General features: G+C 43.4%; 21 protein-coding genes. 11 read left to right on the top strand and 10 right to left on the bottom strand.

The window, feature by feature from the left end; translation table 11 throughout:
• Positions 1–18: 18 nt before the first annotated feature.
• The 7 genes from leuB (at position 19) to petE (ending at position 5188) form a co-directional block, all read left to right on the top strand.
• Complete coding sequence (gene leuB / locus UH38_RS16530) at positions 19–1095, top strand: 3-isopropylmalate dehydrogenase (RefSeq protein WP_045055780.1); 1077 nt, start codon at positions 19–21, stop codon at positions 1093–1095.
• Positions 1096–1182: 87 nt separating this feature from the next.
• Positions 1183–1995: a prepilin peptidase gene (locus tag UH38_RS16525; protein ID WP_045055779.1), complete on the top strand. Its 813-nt coding sequence runs from the start codon at positions 1183–1185 to the stop codon at positions 1993–1995.
• A gap of 83 nt (positions 1996–2078) precedes the next feature.
• A complete protein-coding gene (accD, locus tag UH38_RS16520; protein WP_045055778.1) occupies positions 2079–3014 on the top strand; it encodes an acetyl-CoA carboxylase, carboxyltransferase subunit beta in 936 nt (311 codons plus the stop codon).
• Between the two features lie 170 nt (positions 3015–3184).
• Positions 3185–3379 carry a hypothetical protein gene (locus UH38_RS16515; protein WP_045055777.1) on the top strand — a complete coding sequence of 65 codons (195 nt, stop codon included), beginning with the start codon at positions 3185–3187 and terminating at the stop codon, positions 3377–3379.
• Positions 3380–3519: 140 nt separating this feature from the next.
• The gene (gene psbV, locus UH38_RS16510; RefSeq protein WP_045055776.1) at positions 3520–4011 is read left to right on the top strand and encodes a photosystem II cytochrome c-550; all 492 of its coding nucleotides are present in this window, start codon (positions 3520–3522) and stop codon (positions 4009–4011) included.
• 178 nt (positions 4012–4189) lie between these two features.
• The gene (psbV2, locus tag UH38_RS16505; protein ID WP_045055775.1) at positions 4190–4669 is read left to right on the top strand and encodes a photosystem II cytochrome PsbV2; all 480 of its coding nucleotides are present in this window, start codon (positions 4190–4192) and stop codon (positions 4667–4669) included.
• A gap of 99 nt (positions 4670–4768) precedes the next feature.
• The gene (gene petE / locus UH38_RS16500) at positions 4769–5188 is read left to right on the top strand and encodes a plastocyanin (protein WP_045055774.1); all 420 of its coding nucleotides are present in this window, start codon (positions 4769–4771) and stop codon (positions 5186–5188) included.
• Positions 5189–5290: 102 nt separating this feature from the next.
• Here petE and obgE read toward each other — a convergent pair whose 3' ends face one another.
• From obgE to UH38_RS16470, 6 genes are all read right to left on the bottom strand, one after another.
• Positions 5291–6301: a GTPase ObgE gene (obgE, locus tag UH38_RS16495; RefSeq protein WP_045055773.1), complete on the bottom strand. Its 1011-nt coding sequence runs from the start codon at positions 6299–6301 to the stop codon at positions 5291–5293.
• 68 nt (positions 6302–6369) lie between these two features.
• Positions 6370–7041: a DUF533 domain-containing protein gene (locus UH38_RS28030; protein WP_045055860.1), complete on the bottom strand. Its 672-nt coding sequence runs from the start codon at positions 7039–7041 to the stop codon at positions 6370–6372.
• 330 nt (positions 7042–7371) lie between these two features.
• Complete coding sequence (locus UH38_RS16485) at positions 7372–8439, bottom strand: glycosyltransferase family 4 protein (RefSeq protein WP_045055772.1); 1068 nt, start codon at positions 8437–8439, stop codon at positions 7372–7374.
• A gap of 222 nt (positions 8440–8661) precedes the next feature.
• Positions 8662–9663 (bottom strand): CsgG/HfaB family protein, encoded by a 1002-nt coding sequence (locus UH38_RS16480; protein WP_052672428.1) that lies wholly within the window; start codon positions 9661–9663, stop codon positions 8662–8664.
• A gap of 114 nt (positions 9664–9777) precedes the next feature.
• Complete coding sequence (locus UH38_RS16475; protein ID WP_052672427.1) at positions 9778–11559, bottom strand: CHAT domain-containing protein; 1782 nt, start codon at positions 11557–11559, stop codon at positions 9778–9780.
• A 232-nt stretch (positions 11560–11791) separates the two neighbouring features.
• The gene (locus UH38_RS16470; RefSeq protein ID WP_082065413.1) at positions 11792–12994 is read right to left on the bottom strand and encodes a glycoside hydrolase family 10 protein; all 1203 of its coding nucleotides are present in this window, start codon (positions 12992–12994) and stop codon (positions 11792–11794) included.
• Positions 12995–13154: 160 nt separating this feature from the next.
• Between UH38_RS16470 and UH38_RS16465 the strand changes: the two genes are divergently transcribed.
• Complete coding sequence (locus UH38_RS16465; RefSeq protein WP_045055856.1) at positions 13155–14423, top strand: hypothetical protein; 1269 nt, start codon at positions 13155–13157, stop codon at positions 14421–14423.
• 119 nt (positions 14424–14542) lie between these two features.
• Here the strand turns inward: UH38_RS16465 and UH38_RS16460 are convergent, their stop codons facing one another.
• A complete protein-coding gene (locus UH38_RS16460; protein ID WP_045055771.1) occupies positions 14543–14902 on the bottom strand; it encodes a hypothetical protein in 360 nt (119 codons plus the stop codon).
• A gap of 659 nt (positions 14903–15561) precedes the next feature.
• Between UH38_RS16460 and UH38_RS16455 the strand changes: the two genes are divergently transcribed.
• Both UH38_RS16455 and UH38_RS16450 read left to right on the top strand, forming a co-directional pair.
• Positions 15562–17748, top strand: coding sequence for a cation:proton antiporter (locus UH38_RS16455; RefSeq protein WP_045055770.1), 2187 nt, complete (start codon positions 15562–15564; stop codon positions 17746–17748).
• Positions 17745–18260, top strand: coding sequence for a hypothetical protein (locus UH38_RS16450; RefSeq protein WP_045055769.1), 516 nt, complete (start codon positions 17745–17747; stop codon positions 18258–18260). Before UH38_RS16455 ends, UH38_RS16450 begins: the two co-directional genes overlap by 4 nt.
• A 73-nt stretch (positions 18261–18333) precedes the next feature.
• Here UH38_RS16450 and UH38_RS16445 read toward each other — a convergent pair whose 3' ends face one another.
• Positions 18334–18873, bottom strand: a complete 540-nt coding sequence (locus UH38_RS16445; protein WP_045055768.1) for a DUF3172 domain-containing protein — start codon at positions 18871–18873, stop codon at positions 18334–18336.
• 235 nt (positions 18874–19108) lie between these two features.
• Here UH38_RS16445 and UH38_RS16440 point away from each other — a divergent pair, with 235 nt between their 5' ends.
• Positions 19109–19927, top strand: coding sequence for an ABC transporter permease (locus tag UH38_RS16440; protein WP_045055767.1), 819 nt, complete (start codon positions 19109–19111; stop codon positions 19925–19927).
• Here UH38_RS16440 and UH38_RS16435 read toward each other — a convergent pair.
• Together UH38_RS16435 and UH38_RS16430 are read right to left on the bottom strand one after the other, a co-directional pair.
• Positions 19924–20661 carry a Uma2 family endonuclease gene (locus tag UH38_RS16435; protein WP_045055766.1) on the bottom strand — a complete coding sequence of 246 codons (738 nt, stop codon included), beginning with the start codon at positions 20659–20661 and terminating at the stop codon, positions 19924–19926. The genes UH38_RS16440 and UH38_RS16435 overlap by 4 nt on opposite strands.
• Positions 20662–20715: 54 nt before the next feature.
• Complete coding sequence (locus UH38_RS16430) at positions 20716–22641, bottom strand: ATP-binding protein (protein WP_268748894.1); 1926 nt, start codon at positions 22639–22641, stop codon at positions 20716–20718.
• Positions 22642–22776: the final 135 nt, after the last annotated feature.

Genomic DNA, 22776 nt, shown 5'->3' with positions numbered 1-22776 from the left:
TTTACGAACTAACCAGAGATGATATACCGAATTACGCTTTTACCAGGCGATGGCATTGGTCCTGAAATTATGGCAGTAGCCCAAGAAGTATTGCAAGTAGTCGGTAAACAGCTAAATATTGATTTTGAATTTCAAGAAGCCTTAATGGGAGGTGCAGCCATTGACGCTACAGGCGAACCATTACCCCAAGAAACCTTAGATAAATGCCGTAATAGCGATGCTGTATTATTAGCTGCGATCGGCGGTTATAAATGGGACAATTTGCCGCGTCATTTGCGCCCCGAAACTGGACTATTAGGACTAAGAGCAGGATTAGGGCTGTTTGCTAATTTACGCCCAGCGAAAATATTACCGCAACTAATAGATGCTTCTTCTTTGAAACAGGAAATAGTTGAGGGCGTTGATATTATGGTAGTTCGCGAACTAACAGGCGGCGTTTATTTCGGACAGCCAAAAGGAATTTTTACTACCGAAACTGGAGAAAAACGGGGAGTAAATACAATGGCTTATACAGAAGCCGAAATCGATCGCATTGGTAGAGTAGGCTTTGAAACAGCACAAAAACGCGGCAAAAAGCTGTGTTCGGTAGATAAAGCCAATGTATTAGATGTATCGCAATTGTGGCGCGATCGCATCAACGCCTTAGCCTCAGAATACCCAGATGTAGAGCTAACGCATTTGTATGTAGACAATGCTGCTATGCAGTTAATTCGCTATCCCAAACAGTTCGACACTATTGTTACTGGTAATTTGTTTGGCGATATTCTCTCCGATGCAGCAGCAATGCTCACAGGTAGTATCGGAATGTTACCTTCTGCTAGTTTAGGGGCGCAAGGACCTGGAGTATTTGAACCAGTACACGGTTCAGCGCCAGATATTGCAGGGCAAGATAAAGCTAATCCTATTGCTCAAGTTTTGAGTGCAGCCATGATGTTACGCTACGGTTTGAATCAACCCCAAGCTAGCGATCGCATCGAGCAAGCAGTATTAAAAGTATTAGAGCAAGGCGATCGTACAGGCGATATTATGGCTCCAGGGATGAACTTATTAGGCTGTCAAGCAATGGGTAAAGCTCTAATTCAATCCCTAAACTAACTTTTATCCTGCTTTTAGACTAGATTAGAAATTCGGTAACTAGAAACCAAAATTTAACTAATAACTGGTCACTGGTCACTGTTAAAAATGGACGCATTACTCCTACCTGCATCGATTATCGTCTTCATTCTAGGAGCATCTATAGGTAGCTTTCTCAATGTAGTAATTTATCGCGTACCTGCGGGGCTATCGGTGCTTTACCCGCCCTCTCGCTGTCCGCAATGCCTGCATAAATTAGGCAAACGTGAGAACGTGCCTGTTTTTGGCTGGTTGCTGCTGAGAGGGCGCTGTCGTCATTGTCAAACCAAAATTTCCCCCCGCTACCCAATTGTAGAAGCAGTAACAGGACTGATATTTTTATTCGTCTTCTGGATGTTTGGCTTTTCAGTGCAAACTCTTGGCTACTGGGCTTTTTGTAGCTGGTTGCTTGCCCTATCGCTGATTGATTTTGATACAATGACTTTGCCAGAATCGCTGACGCGATCGGGCTTAGTATTAGGGCTAATATTTCAGCTAGGTGTCGGTTATCTGGCGGTAGGCGGGATCGGCACCACAATTAATCAGTTAATGTTTGCTATTAGCGGCGCAGTTGTCGGTATATGGCTGTTGAGCCTAATTACTATATTTGGTTCGCTGATTTTGGGACAAACGGCGATGGGTTGGGGAGATAGTAAATTAGCCGCCATGATGGGCGCTTGGTTGGGGTGGAAGTATTTGCTGTTAGCAGGTTTCTTGGCTTGTGCTTTAGGTGCATTTGTCGGCGGAGGCGCGATCGCTATTGGACTACTAGATCGCAGACAACCTATGCCTTTTGGTCCTTTCCTGGCGATGGGAGCAGCGATCGCTTTGTTTTGGGGTGAGTGGATCTTATCTAGCTACTTGCAATTATTTTTTCCTTAAAGCAGCAGAGGAAAACTTAACCCGATAGTCTACGCCGTTTCGAGTAAGATAATAGAGCCTAATTACAAGATCGCGCTAATTTAATGTCTCTGTTTGATTGGTTCGCAAATCGACGCAAATCTAGCTCTACCAACCGAGAACCCCAAGAGCGTGATATTGCTGATGGGCTATGGAATAAATGTGTAGAATGTGGTGTATTAGCTTATACCAAAGACCTCAGAGCAAATCAGATGGTTTGTTTAGAGTGTGGGCATCATATTAGAGTTGATAGCGACGAGCGCATTCGTCAATTGATTGATGCTCATACATGGAACCCGATAGATGTAGAAATGCGTTCGGTAGATCCATTGCAGTTTCGCGATCGCAAAGCATACAGCGATCGGCTGCGCGAAACCCAGGAAAAAACTGGTTTAGCAGATGCCGTACAAACAGGAATTGGGCATCTTGACGGCTTACCTGTTGCCTTGGGAGTAATGGATTTTCGCTTTATGGGCGGCAGTATGGGTTCAGTGGTAGGGGAAAAACTGACTCGCGTTATCGAAACAGCCACTCAAAAACGCTATCCAGTAATTATTGTCTGTGCCTCTGGCGGGGCAAGAATGCAAGAAGGTATGTTGAGTCTGATGCAGATGGCAAAGATATCAGCCGCCTTAGAACGCCACCGCGAAGCCCAGTTACTTTATATACCAGTATTAACCAATCCGACAACAGGCGGCGTAACGGCAAGTTTTGCTATGCTAGGTGACTTAATTATCGCCGAACCCAAAGCCACAATCGGTTTTGCAGGTCGTCGGGTAATCGAGCAAACTTTAAGAGAAAAGCTACCAGAAGAATTTCAGACAGCGGAAGAATTACTTAGTCATGGATTTGTCGATGCGATCGTCCCGCGCACGCAACTGAAAAAAACCTTAGCTCAGTTAATCTGCCTGCACCAGCCAATTACAGCCACGCCACAAGTAGAGCATTGGCAACCAATACCTGGTAAAGAAAAAGTACCAAGTGTTAAGGAAGAAGTTTAGGAAAAGAGACAAGGGGACAAGGGGACAAGGAAGATATTAAGTTAATTAAATTCTCCTTGTCTCCCCTCTCTTCATCTCCCTTTGCCAATTTTCTGTAACAAATGGCTCAGTGACATGATATTCATATTAGAGCGGCTTAATCTCTACCTGTCACTGCGATCTTTCACATTATGGGTTTTGCAGACTTGTCCATTGCCGAAATAGCAGCGGATTATCACCTTCCTGAAGCAGAGGTACTCGCTTTATGCGATCGCTTGGGAATAGCTTATAAAACTTCTAGAACTCGTTTGGCTTTAGAAGATGCTAAGACGATTATTTCCGAAATATTGGCTCAACAACAAGCAATAAACGCTGAGAAAGATTAATATGCTGTTAAACCTAGATAATTGCCCAAATTTATTTAGATTTACAGCATTATGCCCGTTTTGCAGTGACTTTATAGGCAATAACAGCTTAAGCCGATGATAAATAGCTGTGTTCGGAGTCGAACTTTTGAAGGGGAACTATGTTTAAAAAAATGATTGGGCTTGTAATGGCAACATTATTGCTAGCATTTGGGCTAGTTGTGGGACGTGCATCGGCAGTTGAACTGAGCGACGCTGTCCGTACAGTACAGTTAAACAGTCAAGGAGATACTACTGTACTTAGCCTCAAACAAGTCCAGGAAGGCAAACGCTTATTTAATTATGCTTGCGCTCAGTGTCATGCTGGGGGCGTAACTAAGACAAATCAAAACGTAGGACTCGATCCTGAAGCTTTAGCCCTAGCTACACCACCTCGCAATAATATTGAAGGATTAGTAGATTATTTGCACAATCCTACTACTTATGACGGGGAAGAAGAAATTGCTGAATTACACCCCAGCACTAAGAGTGCAGATATTTACGCGGCAATGAGAAATTTGTCAGAAGATGATTTAGTAGCAATTTCAGGACACGTTCTCTTGCAGCCGAAAATTGTTGGCGACAAGTGGGGCGGCGGCAAAATTTACTACTAAAGCCAGTATCAACGTCTAAATGATTGTTATCTACTATTAATCAGCCGTCAGCATATTTAGATTAATCACCTAAGTTGCTGGCTGCTGATAGTTTTTTATTTACCAAGGCAGATTATTGAATAACTTAATCGCGGATTTGTTATTTGCCCACGCTTACAAACAGAAGGTTGTACTTTAAATGCTACGTTGTTTACTATGTCTTGTTGCTGCAGTATTAATTATAGTATTGCCGACTAATCCAGCTATTGCGGCAACAAATGACCGCTATCTGGTGCGATTTTTACACGTTACTGAGCCAATTGATTTGCAGTTGGATGAGAAAGGCGAAACCCGCTCTTATTCCCCTGAATCTTTACTACGCGGTAAAGAATTATTTGAAGCTAGCTGCTTGAACTGTCATGTCGGGGGCGCAACATTACCCGATCCGCAAGTGTCTTTGGCGCTCAAAAAACTTCAAGGCGCAAACCCACCTCGCGATAATATCAATAATTTAGTCGCATTTATGCGGCAGCCGATGGTGTATGACGGTAGTACGGAGACTTTTTGGTGTCGCCAAGTACCCGAAAGTTGGATGACTCAAGATCAAATTGAAAGTTTGGCTGCCTTTGTTCTTACCGCCGCCCAGCGAGCGCCTGGGTGGGGAACTGATGAATTTTAAGTTTACTTAACTTAACTTCAAACTAAGCGATCGCGCGGCTGTGAATTACCCAGAGACGGTATTATTGAATAGCAAAGATAAACCTTTTTGGAGAAAGCTATGAAATTGATTGCTGCAACTCTGCGGCGCTTAGGTGTAGCAGTATTAACAATGGTATTGTTGGTCAGCAGTTTTGCTTTGTTTACCCCCTCTGCGGCGGCTGAAACTTACCAAGTTAAATTGGGATCTGATAAAGGAATGCTAGTATTCGATCCTCCCAAACTTACTATTAAACCTGGCGATACCGTTGAGTGGGTGAACAACAAAGTTCCTCCCCACAATGTTGTTTTTGATGCAGCTAACAACCCTGCCAAGAGCGCAGACTTAGCTAAAGGCTTGTCTCACAAGCAATTGCTAATGACTCCTGGACAAAGTGTAAAAGCAACCTTCCCTGAAGATGCCGCCGCAGGTGACTACACTTATTACTGCGAACCTCATCGCGGTGCAGGCATGATTGGCAAAATCACTGTAGAAGGCTAATAACTTTAGCTGCGCGATCGGTTGATAATTATTAAAAGGGAAAAGGTTTAGCTTTTCCCTTTTGTTGTTTGGGGTGCGTTGCAAGTCAACGAAACCCTTCACTCAAGCAAGTTGGACTTCGTTTTGGCGATCGAGAGTTAGCCAAACTTGCTGCATCAATTCGTCTAAGCCTCGGCGAGTTACAGCCGAGATGAAGTAAACTGAGGTTTGGCTCAAACGCACTAATTCTTTGGCGATCGCATCAGCAGTATCTTCATCAACTGCATCGACTTTGTTAATCGCTAAAATCTGCGGGCGTTGGGCAAGTCCTCGTCCGTAAGCGTGGAGTTCTTGCTGAATAGTTTGGTAGTCAGCGATCGGATCGGGCGCAGTAACATCAATTAAATGCAGCAGCACGCGGGTGCGTTCGATATGACGCAAGAAATCGTGTCCTAAACCTGCTCCTTGATGAGCGCCAGCAATCAATCCAGGAATATCAGCAAAAACTGTGCCATCTCCGCTCGGCTTGCGAACTACTCCCAAATTTGGCACTAGCGTAGTAAATGGGTAATCAGCTATTTTCGGACGGGCGGCGGACAAAGAAGAAATTAAAGTAGATTTACCAGCATTCGGCAACCCAATAATCCCTACTTCTGCTAAAAGTTTTAACTCTAGCACTAATAGGCGTTTTTCTCCTTCTAAACCAGGTAAAGCGTACTCAGGAGCGCGGTTGCGATTGCTCAAAAAGTGCTTGTTGCCCAATCCTCCCTTACCACCAACAGCAACGCATAAGGTTTGCTGGGGTATAGTCAAATCGCCCAAAAGTTCGCCAGTCTCAGCGTCATAAACTGCCGTACCGCAGGGAACTTCAATTATGAGGTCATCCCCTGAAGCTCCCGTACAATTATTCGGACCGCCGCGATCGCCATTTTCTGCTTGGAAGCGATGGTTATATCTAAAGTCCAGTAAGGTTTGTAAGTTCTCTTGACTTTGCAAAATTACCGAACCACCACGCCCGCCATTTCCACCTGCTGGTCCGCCTGCAGGTACGTATTTCTCGCGTCTGAAGGCAACAATCCCATCGCCGCCTTTACCTGCTTCAACTTCAACTTCTGCTCGATCGATAAATTGCATAATTTTTAGCTTTTAGCTATTACTTTCTAGCTACTAGCTCCTGTATTCCATGCTAAAGCTTAATTGGTTTAGCAGTAATTTGAGATATCTTCGTGACAATCATCTGCCAAATAAGATAAAGCGCGGAAACGTAGACCTACCAGTTGCTCGTATAAAGGATTGAGTTTGCATAATGGTGGGATATGAACGATTTTTTGTCCAAACAAATTGACATCTCGTTCAAACGGACATTGTGCTGGGATCATCTTGCAGAGAAACCGAGCTAACTTGGGATCGTGGATCTCTAAGCCGTCTAGCCATTTACGGACGGGGCGCAAGGTATCGCAATCAGGTGTAAGCGAAGTAGTCGAGTTCACAGTCATACCACGTTCTGGGTCGCAAAGAGTACATTGCAAGCCTGCTAAAATTGTTTTCGGCAATCCTAGTGCTTGACAAAATTGATGTAATAGGTGAGCTTCACAGATCGAGTAAATGCCATCTGCGATCGCTACCATTACTGCTGTACGCAAAAAGTTCTCAGCGGCAGCGCTATCTTGCCCAAAGGCTGCTGCAAGTTCTTGAGGTGCTATTGGTTCGATTGAGCCTAAACTAACGCTTGTAACGCTCGTTTCCTGGGTTAATGCCGCGATTAGCTCTTGTTCGTCGGCATCAAAGTTGCCGTCTGCCCAGGCAATGGTTAACAGTCCGCGCAGCCAGAGCGCGATTTGCTCGTCGGTGTGGAGAGTCACAACGTTTGTCATAAAACTACACTTTGCAATTGGACGCATCGATTCTAACTCTGGTTCCATGTTGTTTGTCTATCAAATACAGAACCAAAACCCTATTTTTGATGAAAGTTTGGTAAAACTTTTGCAGTTAATTTGCTTGTTTCTACCTCGATCCTAGCTAAAACGGTTGCAGGTAATGGTTTTTAGGTAGGGGGCGATCGCTACATTTATGTATGGATATCAGGAAGATCTCCCAGTTAGTCCCTCTTGCAATTACGAATTACGAATTACGAATTATCGAAGTTTCCCCTGTATTCCCTCTTAATAATTACGAATTACGAATTACGAATTATCGAAGTTTCCCTACAAATACTGAGATAATACTTTTACCGTCGCTTGTCCGGTTTTTTCCCAGCTAAATTCGCTGGCTCTCGTTAAACCAAGTTCGCGCAGGTGCGATCGCATTTGCTCGGAGTTAGCGATTTCCTGCATTGCAGCGCTGATTTCCTCGGTATTATAAGGATCGACTAATAAGGCTGCGTTTCCTGCTACTTCTGGTAGCGAGGAGATGTTAGAAGTAATTACCGGAGTACCGCAAGCCATTGCTTCTAAGACTGGAAAGCCGAAACCTTCCCATAAGCTAGGAAATACAAGAGCGATCGCACCATTGATAATTACGGGTAGTTGGCTGTAAGGAACGTAGTCTAAAAATTTTACTTGCTCTGTTATCCCTAAATTGTCTATTAAGGCTTTGAGTGTAGGGGTATAACGGGAATCAAAAGAGCCTGCTAGCCACAGTTGGTAGTCGCGGCAATTTGGTATTGTGGCAAAAGCTGCGATCGTTCGCTGTAAATTCTTATAAGGGTCTTGTCGTCCGATATAAAGAAAGTAATTTTGTTTAGGTAAATCGAGCCAGCGAAAATGTTGCTCGTCATGTGCCAATAGAATTGGCGTAATCTTACTTGCTGCAACGCCAAAAAAGCGGGTAATATCTTGGGCGGTAGCTGTAGAGTTGCAAATAATGTGTTGCGCTTGAGCGAGAACTTGGGGGACGTAGTAGCGACTATATAAAGTTAAAGGCGACTTCTTGGCAAAACGCAAGGGGATCAAATCGTGAACGGTGACAATATAGCGACAGTTAGTAAATAAAGGAGCTTCTGGGATCGGGGAGAATAATAAATGCGATCGCAGTTGCTTGTATATTTGCGGTAGTTGAAATTGCGTCCAGCGCAAACGGCGAAAATGTCCTTTGCTACCTTCATCTGGGGTTAAATTTGGCGCTACTGGGTAACACGCACTATCTTCAATTGGACGAGCGCTTAAAAGCGTGGGCTGGAGCTTTTCTAGATGCGGAATTAAGTTACTAGCATAAGTAGTTATGCCTGTTGGTTTGTTGCTAACAAAAGCTAAATTAACTAGAAGTTGACTCAATTTCAAAAGTATTGCTCAAGAAACTGCTTTAGTTTACTGCAAGCAGTAGATAACAAAATAGCTCCCTTATTGCAGGGAGCTATAGGGGAGCGATCGCTTAAACAGTAGATTTCTTGCAAAAGTAGGCAACGCTCTGTAAATTAGCAATCCTATCTTCTTCTTCCTTGCCCTCCTTGTCTCCCTTGTCCGTTGAAATTATGGACTTATGCAAGAGGTCTAGTATTATTGAACTGCTTTAGCTACATCCCCGACTTTAAACCCCGAACCCGATACAATTTTGCCTGTTGAATAACCATTACTGACTTCAATTAGCTCAATTCTGCCTACTGGAGATGTAATAGTGCGTAGCACCTTACCAGTTTGCGGATCTTTAACTTGTTTGACTACGCGCTCTATAGAAACACCGATCCCGCTTCTAAAACCAGATTCATTACCTTTGTTGATAGTAATCAAATTACCTGTAATATCAGCAACTACACCTTCAACAGTGGGTAAAACAGAAGGCAATGCTGCAAGTTTAGCTCCAGCGCTTACCAGTTCTCCGCTTACCTTATTTACAGCCGTTTCCGCCGCCGCACTCAAAAGACTGTCAACTTTGTTAGAGCTAGTATTAGCGCTCACACCGAAAATACTAAAACTTCCACCGCCTTTGCTTGATTTCCCTTCTCCCTCAGCAGCCGCCAAAATCTCGCCAGTTGTTGTACTAACTAAACGGGCGGTAACTTGAACCACTGCTTTAGTTTTGTCTGCACTACCACCAAACCCTAGAAAACCAAGCGTTCCACCAGATTGTGACTGTTCGACGTTAAATTGGGATATTGTTCCAATAATTACTGCATCTGCGCCTAGCAACTTACCTATTTGCGCTGCTGTAGAAGCATCTATACGTCCAGATGCACCTAAATTTTGTTCTTTAAGAATCTCATCAATTTTGCTACGTTCTAAAACAATATAGCTGCCATCTTTAACTAAAGTATTAGTCAATAGTTCGCTGACACCCTTAGCAGGACCTATTCCTAGCCAGCCGTAATAAAAACCCGAACCACCAGTGCTAGCAAAATCAAAGTCCAATACCGCAATGCGCTTGCGTTCTACTGGTTTTTGCGCTTGAGCAATCTGTACTTGACTAGATATTGATTGAGAGATAACAGGTGTTGGTAAAAAAAAGTTAGTAACAATTAACGCGCTTAATCCCAGACACACAGAACGAGCTTCGATTTTCACTTGATAACCACCTTCGCAACTAGACGGAGTACATTAACTACTCGCATCTGTAAATACATCAATTTAAGTACATTTCCTGAAATCTGAAAACTGACTTCATCAAAATTTTTTAATTCAATTCCAGTTGCCTACTAAGGTATAAGCAGACCAATAGTAAGGATGAGTGAGATTCAATTTAGCGCCGCTTAAGTTTGATGGTAAGGTTACGCTTTGCCCGTTGGATAGTTTTATCTGTCTTTCTTTTAACTCAACTTTACCTTGCAACATAGCAACTTGAGCTTGTCTGAGGGCTTCGCTACGAGTGGGTGCATTTTTCAGTTGCGAATAAAATTCACTCATCAAAGTCAAAGATGCTGTATCGCTGACATACCAAAGACTACCAACTACAGTTTTTACACCTGCTTGAAATGCAAGTCCAGCAAAACCTAATTCTGCTTGTTCGTCGCCTAATGCGGTGCGACAAGCACTCAGCACTAACATTTCTATAGTGGGGTTTTTATTCCAGCCTGATTCGCTCGTGTATTGTCGTAATTTGTCAAGCCGCAGTTTCTCGCCCCAAAATTGAATAAATGACTTATCTCGCTCTCCTTTTTGAAATTCTGCGTGAGTCGCCAAATGAATAATTCCGTAGCGTTGCTCCTGAGTTAGGGATTTAAGCTTGTTGAGTGTAAATTCCTCATCTAAAAAGCCTTTACTTTGCGACCATTGTTGCGATAATTCTGAGACTTCTACAGCTACGGCGGGTAGGGGTATTTGCTCTTGGGTGCTTTTAGAAATACCCATTGCTAGCAAAGTTGTCTTACGCAAATCTTTGTAGCGCGTATCTGTCATGGCAAAACTGGGAATAAGAGCAATACTATACTTTTCAATTAAAAACTGTTTGCCATCGTGGAGGGCGGCTAAGGGAATCGATCGCAAATGATTATCGGCGGAGATAATTAAAGTTTTAACTTTATTTGCTTGTAATTCTGGCTCTAAAGGTGCAATCAACAATTCATGCAATTTTTGTGCCGAACTTAGGTAGCTAGTTGTATTAGTTTTGCGTGAATTTGTGACTTCTTGACGAAATTCTTGAGCTAACTTCTGGATGTCTTCCGCATTAGCGCGTAAGGTAATGCGCCGCACAGGTAAAGAATCTGAATTTTTGGTAGCATCTTTACGCGGTAGCACCAAAACTAAATCTAAACGATCCTTAAGAGTGACAACGTAGCTAAGAGCAGGTTTTTCCTGTGTTTTCTGCTCTATTTTGGCTAAATCTTGAGAAATTTCGCGTAAAGTAGGAGGTTTTGGTGGCGGTACGTCTAAATGCTTGGCGATCGCATTTGTCTGTTGAGCTTCAAATAAGCTAGCTGCTTGTTCTGTAGGTGCGCTGCGAAATCTAGTTTCAAATGTCGATCTATCGATGAGTGTAACGCTACGAGTTTGATTGGGATCGGCGGCTGATTGGCGAACTAAGGTAAACGCGCCTGAAGTCTGACAAATGCGATCGCCCGATCGGTAATAAGTAGTAGTGACAGTACCCGCAAATACGCCATCAGAGCGCAAGGAACCGTTAAATGTATCGGTAATTGTCCCTACTTGGTTAGGATCGGGTTCGCCAGAGGAGCGATCGCTAACTGTAAATCCTTCGCCCTGAATGTTGCTATCTTGAATGTTTAATTGAGAAACATTTTGTCCAATTCCGCCCCGCAGGATATTACCATTTTGATACAGCGGGCGTTGGATATCTTCAAAGGAGCCATTTACGACACAGCGCCCACCAGTGTAAGCAAAGTTTGGTCTTGTCAATATCCAAGCATTGCCTTTATATTGTGGAGTCTGCGCCAGTGCTATAGGTGGTTCAAATCCCGCAAATATTAAGATGATGGTTGCACTCAGGCTGTTTAACTTAGACATATATACTGACCAAAACAATTCGTAATTCGTAATTCGTAATTACGAATGAAATTAATCATTAATTCATTTGGGTTTCAATCCAAACTCGCTCCCTAAAACGTCGCGCCACACTTTCAGTCATGGGGTATTAATTACTTAATACTGGCGATCGCAATAATCTCTTTGGGTTAGGTGGATTTTTGTACTTTCTACTGGGTGCTTAGACGTAGCAGTGCTACGTCTCTACAATTGTTTAATTTGGTTTCCAACCTGTTAATACGTTTGGACGCTTTACGGGTTCTGCAAACATATTTTTGAAGGCTGATTGGCGACTTGTTGGTGGTTCTTGGCTCAGATTCCACAATGTCTCGTAGAAGAAGAAAGAAACGCCTGCAAATTCTCGCTCTCGGCTAGCTGTGACTTGATCTTGGATCTGGGCTGAAGCTACAGCACGATTTTTTAAGCCTGATAAAATACCGATGCTGACAGGAATATGTTTTTTGGCAACTTGCACTTCTGGGTATTCTAATTCAGAAATAAATACGTTCAAATCGTTGCGATATACTTGCAAAACTAATTCCTCCACTAATCCCAGGCGCTCCCACTTTTCCCAATCTGCTAAAAATAAGTCGTAGGAAACGCGCTGCGGGTTGGGAGCAATTGAAATGACGCAGTTGGGTTTGCGGGCTTTGACTGCTTTAAATACTCTTTGCAGATATTGAGTAATTTTGTCTGCTCTCCAACGCACCCATTCGGGATCTTTGGGGTTGGCGGGTGGATTTTTGCCGCGATGTTCGTTTTTATACAGCCTGGTTGTGTATGCATCGTATCCTAACTCTGAGGGTAAGCCGAAGTGATCGTCGAACTGAATACCATCTACATCGTATTTGCTGACAATTTCGACAATTAGGTTTTGGATAAAGTTTTGTACTTCTGGGCGGAAGGGATTGAGCCAGACGCGATCGTGCTTACCTTCTTTCCAAATTTTGCTCCCGTCGCGGCGGCTAGTTAGCCAGTTAGGATGGCGCTGGGCTAGGCTAGAATCAGCAGGAGCCATAAAGCCAAATTCAAACCAAGGTATGACATCCATACCTTTTTGATGTCCTTGCGCGATCGTTTCTTTGAGCATATCGCGCCCTTTGAGTCCAGGTTCGGGATCTTGCGATCGCCCGATTACTTTTTGAGCAACAGGACTAGGGTAAAGTGTATATCCCCAATTCCAAACGGTCGGGTAAAGAGTATTAAAATTAAGTTCTTTTAAAGTTTTGATGGCGCTGCTGAGGCGATCGCGTCCAAATAGAACGTTACTATCAATATTTGTCAGCCAGACTCCTCTTAGCTCTGTTTTGGCTGTGCGAGCGGTTTGAGTTGATGCGGGTAGTTGCAGCATCATGACAATTATTAGGCTCAAAGCCAATAAACTAGCAATTAGCTGCGGGCGGCGGATTTTCAACATTATTTTGCCAATTAATTGGATACAAGTAACCGATAGACGATTTTCACAGACTATAGTTGCTTGCGATCGCTTATGTAAAACTTCGGAACAAATTAACATTATGCCAGCGTCTAGTTTTTTGTTAACTGCCTATAAATGGCTACAAGATTTATTATTTAATATGAAATCACAAGTAAAAAAGCGTTTGCCTAAACATCCGCACAGGCTGGCTTCTGCATTATTTTTGACGGGAATTTTGTCTTTAAGTAGTAGTTCTATTTTGGTACAAAATGCTACTGCTGTCACGCAGGCAACTAAGGGCGAACTAATTGCCGATCGCGGTAGTGATGATAGTTATGACGATCGCGGGCGCAGAGGTAGAGGTAGCGACAATTATGAAGACAATCGCGGACGCAGAAATAGAGGTAGCGATAATTATGAAGGCGATCGCGGACGTAGAAGAAATTCTAGTAGAGGTCAACTACCCGCACGCCTTGCTAACGCGGTAATTCTAGATTTATCTAAACGTACGGGAATTGCGCCAGGACGATTGCAAGTGACTCAATCTAGTCGCCAAACTTGGTCTGATGGCTGTTTGGGTTTGGCTAGACCTGATGAAATTTGCACTCAAGCATTAGTAGATGGGTGGCGGGTGGTAGTATCTAATAATCGTCGCACTTGGGTCTACCGTACTGACAGCACTGGGCGAGTTTTGCGCTTACAAGGGGAAAATTCAGCTAGTAATACTAATAAACTCCCTAATAGTATTGCTAGGGCGGTCTTGCGTAATGCTGCACGGCAGTTGAATGTCTCGACTTCTCAAGTAGAAGTTGTCCGCGCGCAGCGGCGCAATTGGTCTGATAGCTGTTTGGGATTAGGTCGTCTTGACTATCAATGTGCAGCAGAAATCGTCCCTGGTTGGTTAGTTACAGTAGAATCTGGGCGAGATCGTTTAGTCTATCGCACAGGCGATATGGACAGTGCAATCGTTTTGGACGAAGCTGCTAGCTCTTTTGACAATAATGCATCGAGCGAGATTAGACCTGTTGAAATTCCTCGCAGTCAGTTACCACCCGATCTAGAAAGTGATGAAGTCTTCCGCGCGATCGCCAGTGGTGGAATTGCTGGTCGTACTTATGAAACTATACTATTTGCAGATGGGCGAGTAGTTAGGGTTTTAGTTAGCGATCGCAATAATGCTCGACCTCAAACTTATCAGATTTCTCGCCAACAAGTTAGGCAGTTTGAGCGATTGCTACAACAACAGCGATTTGAGGGATTTGACGGTCTAAGTTACCCGCCTTCTAGGGGTACGGCTGATTTTATGAATGTTACTTTGACTAGCCAAAGGGCAACCACTAGCTACACCGACATAAACCAAGATCGTTTACCGCGCTCTTTGCAGAGCGTTATTCAGGCTTGGAACCAGATTGCTAGCGATCGCATTTGACAGTGACCAGTTAATTACTTTAGCTGGTTGCTGTTAAAAAATATTTTGTACTAAAAAACTAGCCTGCACTGCTGGCTAGTTTTACTGTTAGTATTTCTGGGTAGAATTAGGCGATCGCTCTATTTTTCGTCTATATCACGAGCGCTTCGTTTAGCTGTATCGGGGTACAACGAACCAAAATCTTTTACAGCTTCGGCTGACTCTTTAGCAATTCTTTTAACTCGTTCGCCAGGAGCATTTTCTGTTTCTTGCCCTTCCCGCTCCCATTCTCCTATGGTCTTCGGTCTGTCGGAATTGTCCTGATGTACTACTTCATCCAGTTTCTTAGTTACAGCTTGAGTATTGCGATCTTGAGCGATATTAGTGTTAGTTGTGAGGATCAAAACTCCAACTAATACTAACGTCACTAAACGCGTTACCTGGAATTTTTTTAGTAAGGAACTGATACGATTAACAGCACTAGAAAGCATATTTGTCATGGTAAGACTCCGTTAGTTCATTATCAATAGTATTGGTGGCTGCAAAAGTCCATTATTTCGCTTTTATAACGGGTTAGTTATAGAATTATAGAGAAATCGATTCTATTACCTAGCCAATTAGCTCTTTTGGACACAAATGTAAGATTAATCTTAAACAAGGCACTTGTTCCTCTAACAGAAGTTATAAATTCTGCAACAGTGAGATTAGTCTGTTACTCCATTGGATTTGAGATGAATAGCAGGAAACAGGCGTAAAATTAGTCTCTTCCTGTAGATAGGTCTTTCCGATGGCGAGAGTGATAAAAATCTACCGATTTGAGCAGTTCTTCGTTAATATCGATAAAAAAGCTAAATTATCGCTGCCAAAGCGCTATAACTCTGCCCGATATCATCCGATCGAGATTTATTTGATTTTTCTTAAATTTCCTTTCGTTATAGCAGGAAATTAATAAAATTGTTTTGAAGTAAATACGTAGAAGTATTTTGGATTTTTTGAGTATCTACGCGATCAAGCTATAGATAATGACATTTTTAAGCCTAAATTAGCTACTTTACTGTCAAAATCACCCCTTTTCCTGAGCTATCGCTGCAATCTTGACAAAATTAAGCCGATTACAAAATCATCTTAGGGCATCTAGTCATCCTGTTTTACGCAAATTATGAATGCAGTCGTTCTTGTTTTATTTGAAGTGCTGATCGTAATTGGACTTTCACGGCTTGTAGGGCTGGGATGTCGAGCAATTAAGCAACCGTTAGTAATCGGTGAAATTGTTGCTGGGATTATGCTGGGACCTTCCTTGCTTGGCTTAGTTGCTCCTGGTTTAGCCTCAACTTTATTTCCGGCGGAGACAGTCCCTTATCTGTTCGTGCTATCGCAGATCGGACTAATATTTTTCATGTTTCTAATTGGGTTAGAGCTAAATCCTAAGTATCTAACTGGGCAATTGGATGTAGCGATTTTAACTTCTCACGTCAGTATTTTAGTACCATTTTCTCTAGGTAGCATATTAGCAATATTGCTGTATCCACAATTGTCTAATGGCAGCGTATCATTTACCGCCTTTGCTCTATTTTTGGGGGCGGCGATGTCTATTACTGCCTTTCCGGTACTGGCAAGGATTATTACCGAAAATAACTTGCAAGGTACGCGCCTGGGAACTTTGGCATTGACTTGTGCAGCAGTAGATGATGTAACGGCATGGTGCGTGTTGGCATTAGCGATCGCTGTAGCGCGCACTAGCAGCGTTGTTGGTGCTATTCCGACCATTATTGAGTCCTTAGTCTATATCGGCTTTATGGTGACGGTAGGGCGCTGGTTTTTAAAGCGCGTCGCCAGTTATTACCAGCGTCTAGGCAAACTCAACCAGTTACTTTTAGCAGGAATTTATGCAGGTGTTGTCGCTTCAGCCCTAATTACTGAATTGATTGGTATTCACTTTATTTTTGGTGCGTTCCTCTTAGGGGCGGTAATGCCCAAAGATGAAGGTTTAGTTAGAGAAATAGCCGAGAAAACCGAGGATTTTGTTTTAATTTTCCTATTACCAGTATTTTTTGCTTATAGTGGTTTACGCACGCAAGTTGGCTTGCTCAATCGCCCTGAATTGTGGCTGTTGTGCGCCGCCGTTGTTGCTGTAGCAATTATTGGTAAATACTGCGGTACGTATGTAGCCGCCCGCGTGAGTGGAATTGAAAAACGCGAAGCGTCAGCCTTGGGTTGGTTGATGAATACGCGGGGTTTGACAGAGCTAATTGTCTTAAATATTGGTTTGAGCTTGGGTGTAATATCGCCTCTACTATTTACGATGCTGGTAATTATGGCGCTAGTAACGACATTTATGACATCGCCTTTATTGGAATGGACTTACCCCAAGCGGCTGATCAAACTAGATTTGGTAGAACCAGAAACAGAAATAGGAGTTGCAGATACTACCGAACCTGCTTACCGCGTATTAGTACCAGTAGCTAATTTAAGCACCCAAAAAGGACTGATTGAGTTAGCTGCAGCGATCGCACTTAATGATTCACAACTAAGTGTAGTTCACCCCTTGAGTTTAGTAGAACTAGAAGAAGACTACGCTTTTCAAAGCTTGCCAGCAGAAGCAGATAGACTAATGAACGAGCGGCGATTGCAAATAGAAGAGTTAATTCAAACTTTAGAACCAATAAATATTCGCGATCGCATTCAACCAATTATTAGAGTGACTAATGATGTAGCTAGAGAAGCATCGCAAATTGCTACGTTGCAAAAGGCTGATTTAATGTTAGTTGGATGGCATCGCCCAGCTTTTAGTACCAACCGTTTAGGCGGACGTGTCGGGCAGATGTTAAGCATTGTTCCTGTAGATGTTGCCGTTTATGTAGATCGAGGACAGGAGTTGTTAGAGAAGATATTAGTCCCTTACTCTGGCAATATTCACGATGATTTGGCATTGGAACTCGCTTTAAGATTGTTAGTCAGTTCCGATAGCCGCACTTTGACAATTTTGCGAGTAGTGCAATCAGGGCAAACTAATAGCGAATTAAGTTATGAGTTAAGTGCGGTAATGCAAAACTTATCGCGGAAAATGCGCGATCGCATTGACGTACAAATTCAAGAAGCTCAAGAACCTATTCAAGCTGCAATTGAAGCCTCCGCACGAGCCGATTTAACAATTGCTGGAACTAGCCGCGCTTGGGGAATTGAACGCCAAACTCTGGGGCGCTATACCGATCAGTTAGCCAATCAATGTCGTTCTTCTTTGTTGATAACTCGTCGTTACAGTCAAGTAACATCTCATCTTGCTTCTGTACTTGCACAGACGGATACTCAAGCAAATATCAGCGATAACACAGGAGTTCAAGCATGAGCAGTCATTTTAGTGCCAAATCTCTAAGTTTTTATGCTGTAGCAATTGGTTCGGTATTAGTATTATTCAACATTGTTACTGCTTACGGAGAAAGCAAGCTCAAAGCACCAAGCGCAATTAGCGGTCGCTATCGTCTAGCTTTCGCCAGTAATTTACCTGGTTGCGCCAAACCCGAACCCTTGCTGTTACAGATCGATCAATCTGGAATTTATGCAAATGGAGCCATTTTATCAGCATCAACCACCACTGAAAATCCCATGTCTGTCGAAGAAAGACTAACTCTAACAGGCTTGTTCCAAGACAAACAGCTAAATCTTGCTGGGATGGTTCCGCAATCGGTGCTGTGCAATCAGTCGTCTGCATCGGGAGCAAAGATGGTTGCCATTAATAGCCGCATTGAGGGGGAAAATATGGTGGGAGAAGTAGCTGTCGATTCACAGCCCCAAAAAACCCAGGTTACTGCTCAAAAACAAGCAGATGCAGCAGCAAACAAGAAGGCTGCTAGCCACTAACTAAGCGATCGCCATATAGGATGGGTGAATGGAATTCGCGGCTATACAAGCGAATTCCGCCTACGCGGACTATTTAAAACTGATCTGTGTTTGTGGGCGCATTTACTGCTCCTGGTTGATTGATGAAGAAGTTTTGTGCGTCTTCGTTTTGATAGATACAGCTAATTGCTGGCGAACTGCCTAAGTCTCCGGTATAACCAAAAGTATTGAGCTTTTGTTTGCAATCGCGGACTTGATCGCCTGTAACCAAATTACGTTGTTCCAAAATTGCCCAGTTATTTTGGCGCAAGACACAACCAGGACGCATAGTAGGCTGCGATACATACACTTTGAAAGGTCTGAGGGTAACAAAGATGCGCGTATCCATTACCATTGCGCTAGCGCCGTACTGAACGCATATTTCTGGGTTGGGAGCAGCTTGATCGATTTGGATACTAGAACTGACATTATTGGGCGTTGAGCCGCTAATGTCAGAAGTAAAAGCCGTACCAATACCAACTCCTAAAACAAATACTCCACCCAAAATTGCGATCGTGGCGTAGTTGAAAGCTGGGGATTTAAATCCAGATGACTTAGACTCAGGAGGGTTATACCGAGAAGATTTACGTCTCATTGTCGTTTAATCAATTGCAACCAATGTAAGTAGGAAGTAGTTGTTCTCCCTATCCTATTATGACGGAGGACATTACTGCTTTGGTGTGGTGACAGCGTGCGGGAAACTATGCATCAACTAAAATAATTCGTAATTCGCGCATTCGTAATTATGAATTGCCGCCTTGCGGGTATATGTTAGCGATCGCTCTATCTTGATACATTTAGATAAATGCTCCTAAGTTGCCAACTTTCAAGTGAATAACACGCGATCGCCAATTCTTGTCAAAACTAATAAATCTGCCGAGTGGCGCACTCTACTAGCTGATAGTCTGACTATATTTTGGAGCGATTGGCTAGATTTGCGCGTCCGCATTGCTCAAATAGCGGCTTCAGGGTTAATTTCACCTTTGATCTACATTCTGGCTTTTGGTTTGGGTTTGGGTAGTTCTTTGCCTAAACCTGCTGTGGGAGACAACTATTTAGAATTTATTTTGCCTGGAATGGTGGCGCTATCGTCAATGACTATTAGCTTTGGCGGAACGACATTTTCTATTTGCGGCGATCGCTTATTTACTAAAAGCTTTGAAGAATTGCTGTTAGTACCGATTCACCCTTTAGCTTTGCACGTTGGCAAAATGCTCGCTGGGATTGTCAGGGGGTTGATGACTTCTGGTGCAGTAATTTTAGTGGCAATTCTATTTACTGGGAAAGTTTGGAGTTTTATCAATCCCTTATTTTTGTTGCTATTAGTGCTAAATTGTGCTGTATTTTCGGGGTTAGGGGTAATTGTGGGGTTGAACGTGCGATCGCTCGAAAGTGTGGGTTTGTATAATAATTTTGTTATTATCCCCATGTCATTTTTGGGTGCAACCTTTTTCGATCCAACTACTCTACCGATGGCTTTACGAGTAATTGTCTACTTATTACCGCTAACTTATACAGCAATTGGCTTAAGAGCGGCTGCATATTTACCCTTGTCAGAGTTTCCCTGGTATAGCATACCGATATTGTTGGTAGTTGCGATCGCTCTTTCCTTGCTAGGTGCGCGTCAATTTGCCAGCCAACAAGACTAAGCTTCTGGTTCTATCCCCAAAGCTCTTAATTGCGCTGCTAGTCGTTCTGCACGTTGTGCTTCTGCATCTGCGCGTTGTGCTTCTATATCCGCTCTTTCGCCGCCAGTTAGTAATAAATTACCTCGATCGTCCCACCAACGCAGCCAGGGTAGTTCTGCATTGTAGTAGCTTCCCTGCCAAATTCCTAATTCTACTCCTAGCTGATGAATTGGATAATGTCCGCGCTCGTTTTTTGCTAGCGGTTGATAGGAGTTTTCGATCAAGTGATACATTTCTACAGCAGCTTTTTTAACTTCGTAGATGCCGTAATATGGGACTCTAATTGCTTGCTCGTACACCCAAAACTTGCCTGTTATTGGCGTTCGATCTCTTTCTGCTGCGCCATCACCGCTGACAAATTCTAGAACAATTAGTGGTGCTACATACTCTTGCCATAATACATAAGAACGTCGAAGTTCACCGTTTAGCATAGGTGGAACGGAGCCAACATAAAACCAATCTGGTGCTTCTGCACCTTTTTCTAGTGGTTCTGTTAGCCGCCAATATATGCCGCAATCTTGACCAATACAATATTGCCCGTCGGGATGTATTTGTTGCAATATCGGTTCAATTGATTCACTCAGCAATATGCTTTGAGGATGTTCTTGGAAGTTTTTCACAAATGTTCCATCTGACTCAGGCAATTGCGTATGGTCAGGTAAAGTTAATGCTTGCTGTTGGATGATTCCCGTCATAGTAGCATCCTCAAAGGAATTTTAAGTTTATTTTAGCTAGTAAAAATCTTATGCTCATGTTAACTTTGCCAAGCTAGATAGTAACTCAAACGGGTCAACGGGTTTGGCAATGTATGCCTGAAACCCTGCATTTAGGGCTTCTTGGCGATCTTCATGTCGAGCAAAGGCAGCAAGGGCAATTGCTGGAATGCGATCGCCTTGAGGCAAAGCTCTGATTTGACGCATCAATTGGTAGCCATTCATTTCGGGCATACTGATGTCGCTGATAATTACATCTGGCGGGTTGTCTTGAATGAGTCTGAGCGCTTCAGGAGGTGAAATCGTTGCAGTGACGATCGCTCCGTTTTCTTGCAGCAGAAAACGCAATAAGTCTAAATTGTCTGGATCGTCATCAATTAACAGAGTGCGAAGTCTGCTATTGTGCGTCAATTGCGTAGGTGGCGTATTTTGAGGTGATGAGCTATCTACCAAGCCCTTTATAGTCTCTTGAAGTGGACGATCGCTATGCAATCCTTCAGGCGATCGCACAGGTAGCTTGACGGTAAACGTGGCTCCTTGACCGATTCCAGGACTTGACGCTGTAATCGTGCCACCGTGTAACTCGACTAAATGCTGCACGATCGCAAGTCCCAATCCCAAACCGCCATATTTGCGCGTAGAAGTGCCATCAGCTTGCTGAAAGCGCTCGAAGACGTGGGGCAAAAACTCAGCATCAATCCCAATCCCGTTGTCGGAGATGCAAACTTGAGCGTAGCCGTTAGCATTATCATCTACAAGCGATGATAATTGCACGTTTACTTTTCCCCCTGGGGGCGTAAATTTGATCGCATTCGATAGCAGATTCCAAAACACTTGCTGCAAGCGATCGCCATCTCCAATTGGCTGAAAAGATAGCAATCCCTGACACTCGATGGCAATGTCTTTGGCTTGAGACGCAATCCGAACAGTATCGATAGCAGCATTTAGCATTAGTGTCAAATCTACTTCCTGAAACTGCAAATTCAGCTTGCCTTGAATTGCACTTGACACATCAAGCAAATTTTCAACTAAGGCAATTTGTTGGCGGGTATTGCGCTCGATGATTGCTAACGCTTCAGTAGCTTTAGCAGGTGTCAGCCTTTGCGATCGCATTAAAGTTGTCCACCCCAAAATCGGATTGAGCGGCGTTCTCAGTTCGTGGGAAAGCGCTGCCAAAAATTCATCTTTGAGGCGATTGAGTTGACTTAAATCCTCTGTTTGTTGTTGCAAGGATGACACTAACTCTGCTCGCTCTAGCGCGATCGCAATTTGGTCGCACAGTGCTTGAAATAACTTAGTTTCTGCTGTTGTAAATGTAGTGCGACTTTGACTGCCAAATCCCAAAGTGCCGAAGAGTTTGCCTTGGGCGATCAAAGGTTGGCAAGAATAGGCAGTTAAACCAAGCGATCGCAAAATTTCGCTGGTATGGTTTGAGTGTTGCAAATCGAAATGCACAACTTGAGAGCGCTGTTGCGCCACAGTGCCACAAATACCGTATCCTACTTCTAACCATTCAATCTCACGCGCCAACTCCTCTGAGATTCCGCCATGAAACATTAGATGTAGTAGCTGCTTTTCTTCATCTAGTACGTAGTTAAAGTAAACATCTAGCCCAATTATGGGTTTGAGTTTGGCAAATAGCGAATTGATTAGGGACAAAGGTTGAGTAGTTGAGAGCAAATCGCGGCTAGTCTCAAACAATAGTTGAATGTGTTCGCTGCGTTCTTGCAATTGGGCTTCGGCATATTGGCGTTCTGCTTCGCGGTGCTTCGCCTCGCTAATATCCTGCGCCGTTCCTAGCATCCTTACTGGTTTGCCAGTCTCATCATAGAAGCCTCTTCCTCTAGCAGCAATCCAATGAATGCTACCATCTGACCAAACAGCGCGATATTCAATGTTGTATTCTTTTTTCTGTTCTAGCGCCAAAGTGACTGCAGCATGAGTGCGATCGCGATCTTCAATGTGCAGGGGAACCTATCCCACTAACTTTGGAAACCAAATATAGGAACAGGCTAGGAGGAGGAAAGCATCAAAACACACCTTCAAACGTTCCCATCGGACAACAAGTCTTCTGTACTTGCGTTGAAACCAAGAGAA

The sequence above is a fragment of the Aliterella atlantica CENA595 genome, from assembly GCF_000952155.1.
Lineage (GTDB): Bacteria > Cyanobacteriota > Cyanobacteriia > Cyanobacteriales > Chroococcidiopsidaceae > Aliterella > Aliterella atlantica.
This window is presented reverse-complemented; position numbering and strand designations above follow the sequence as displayed.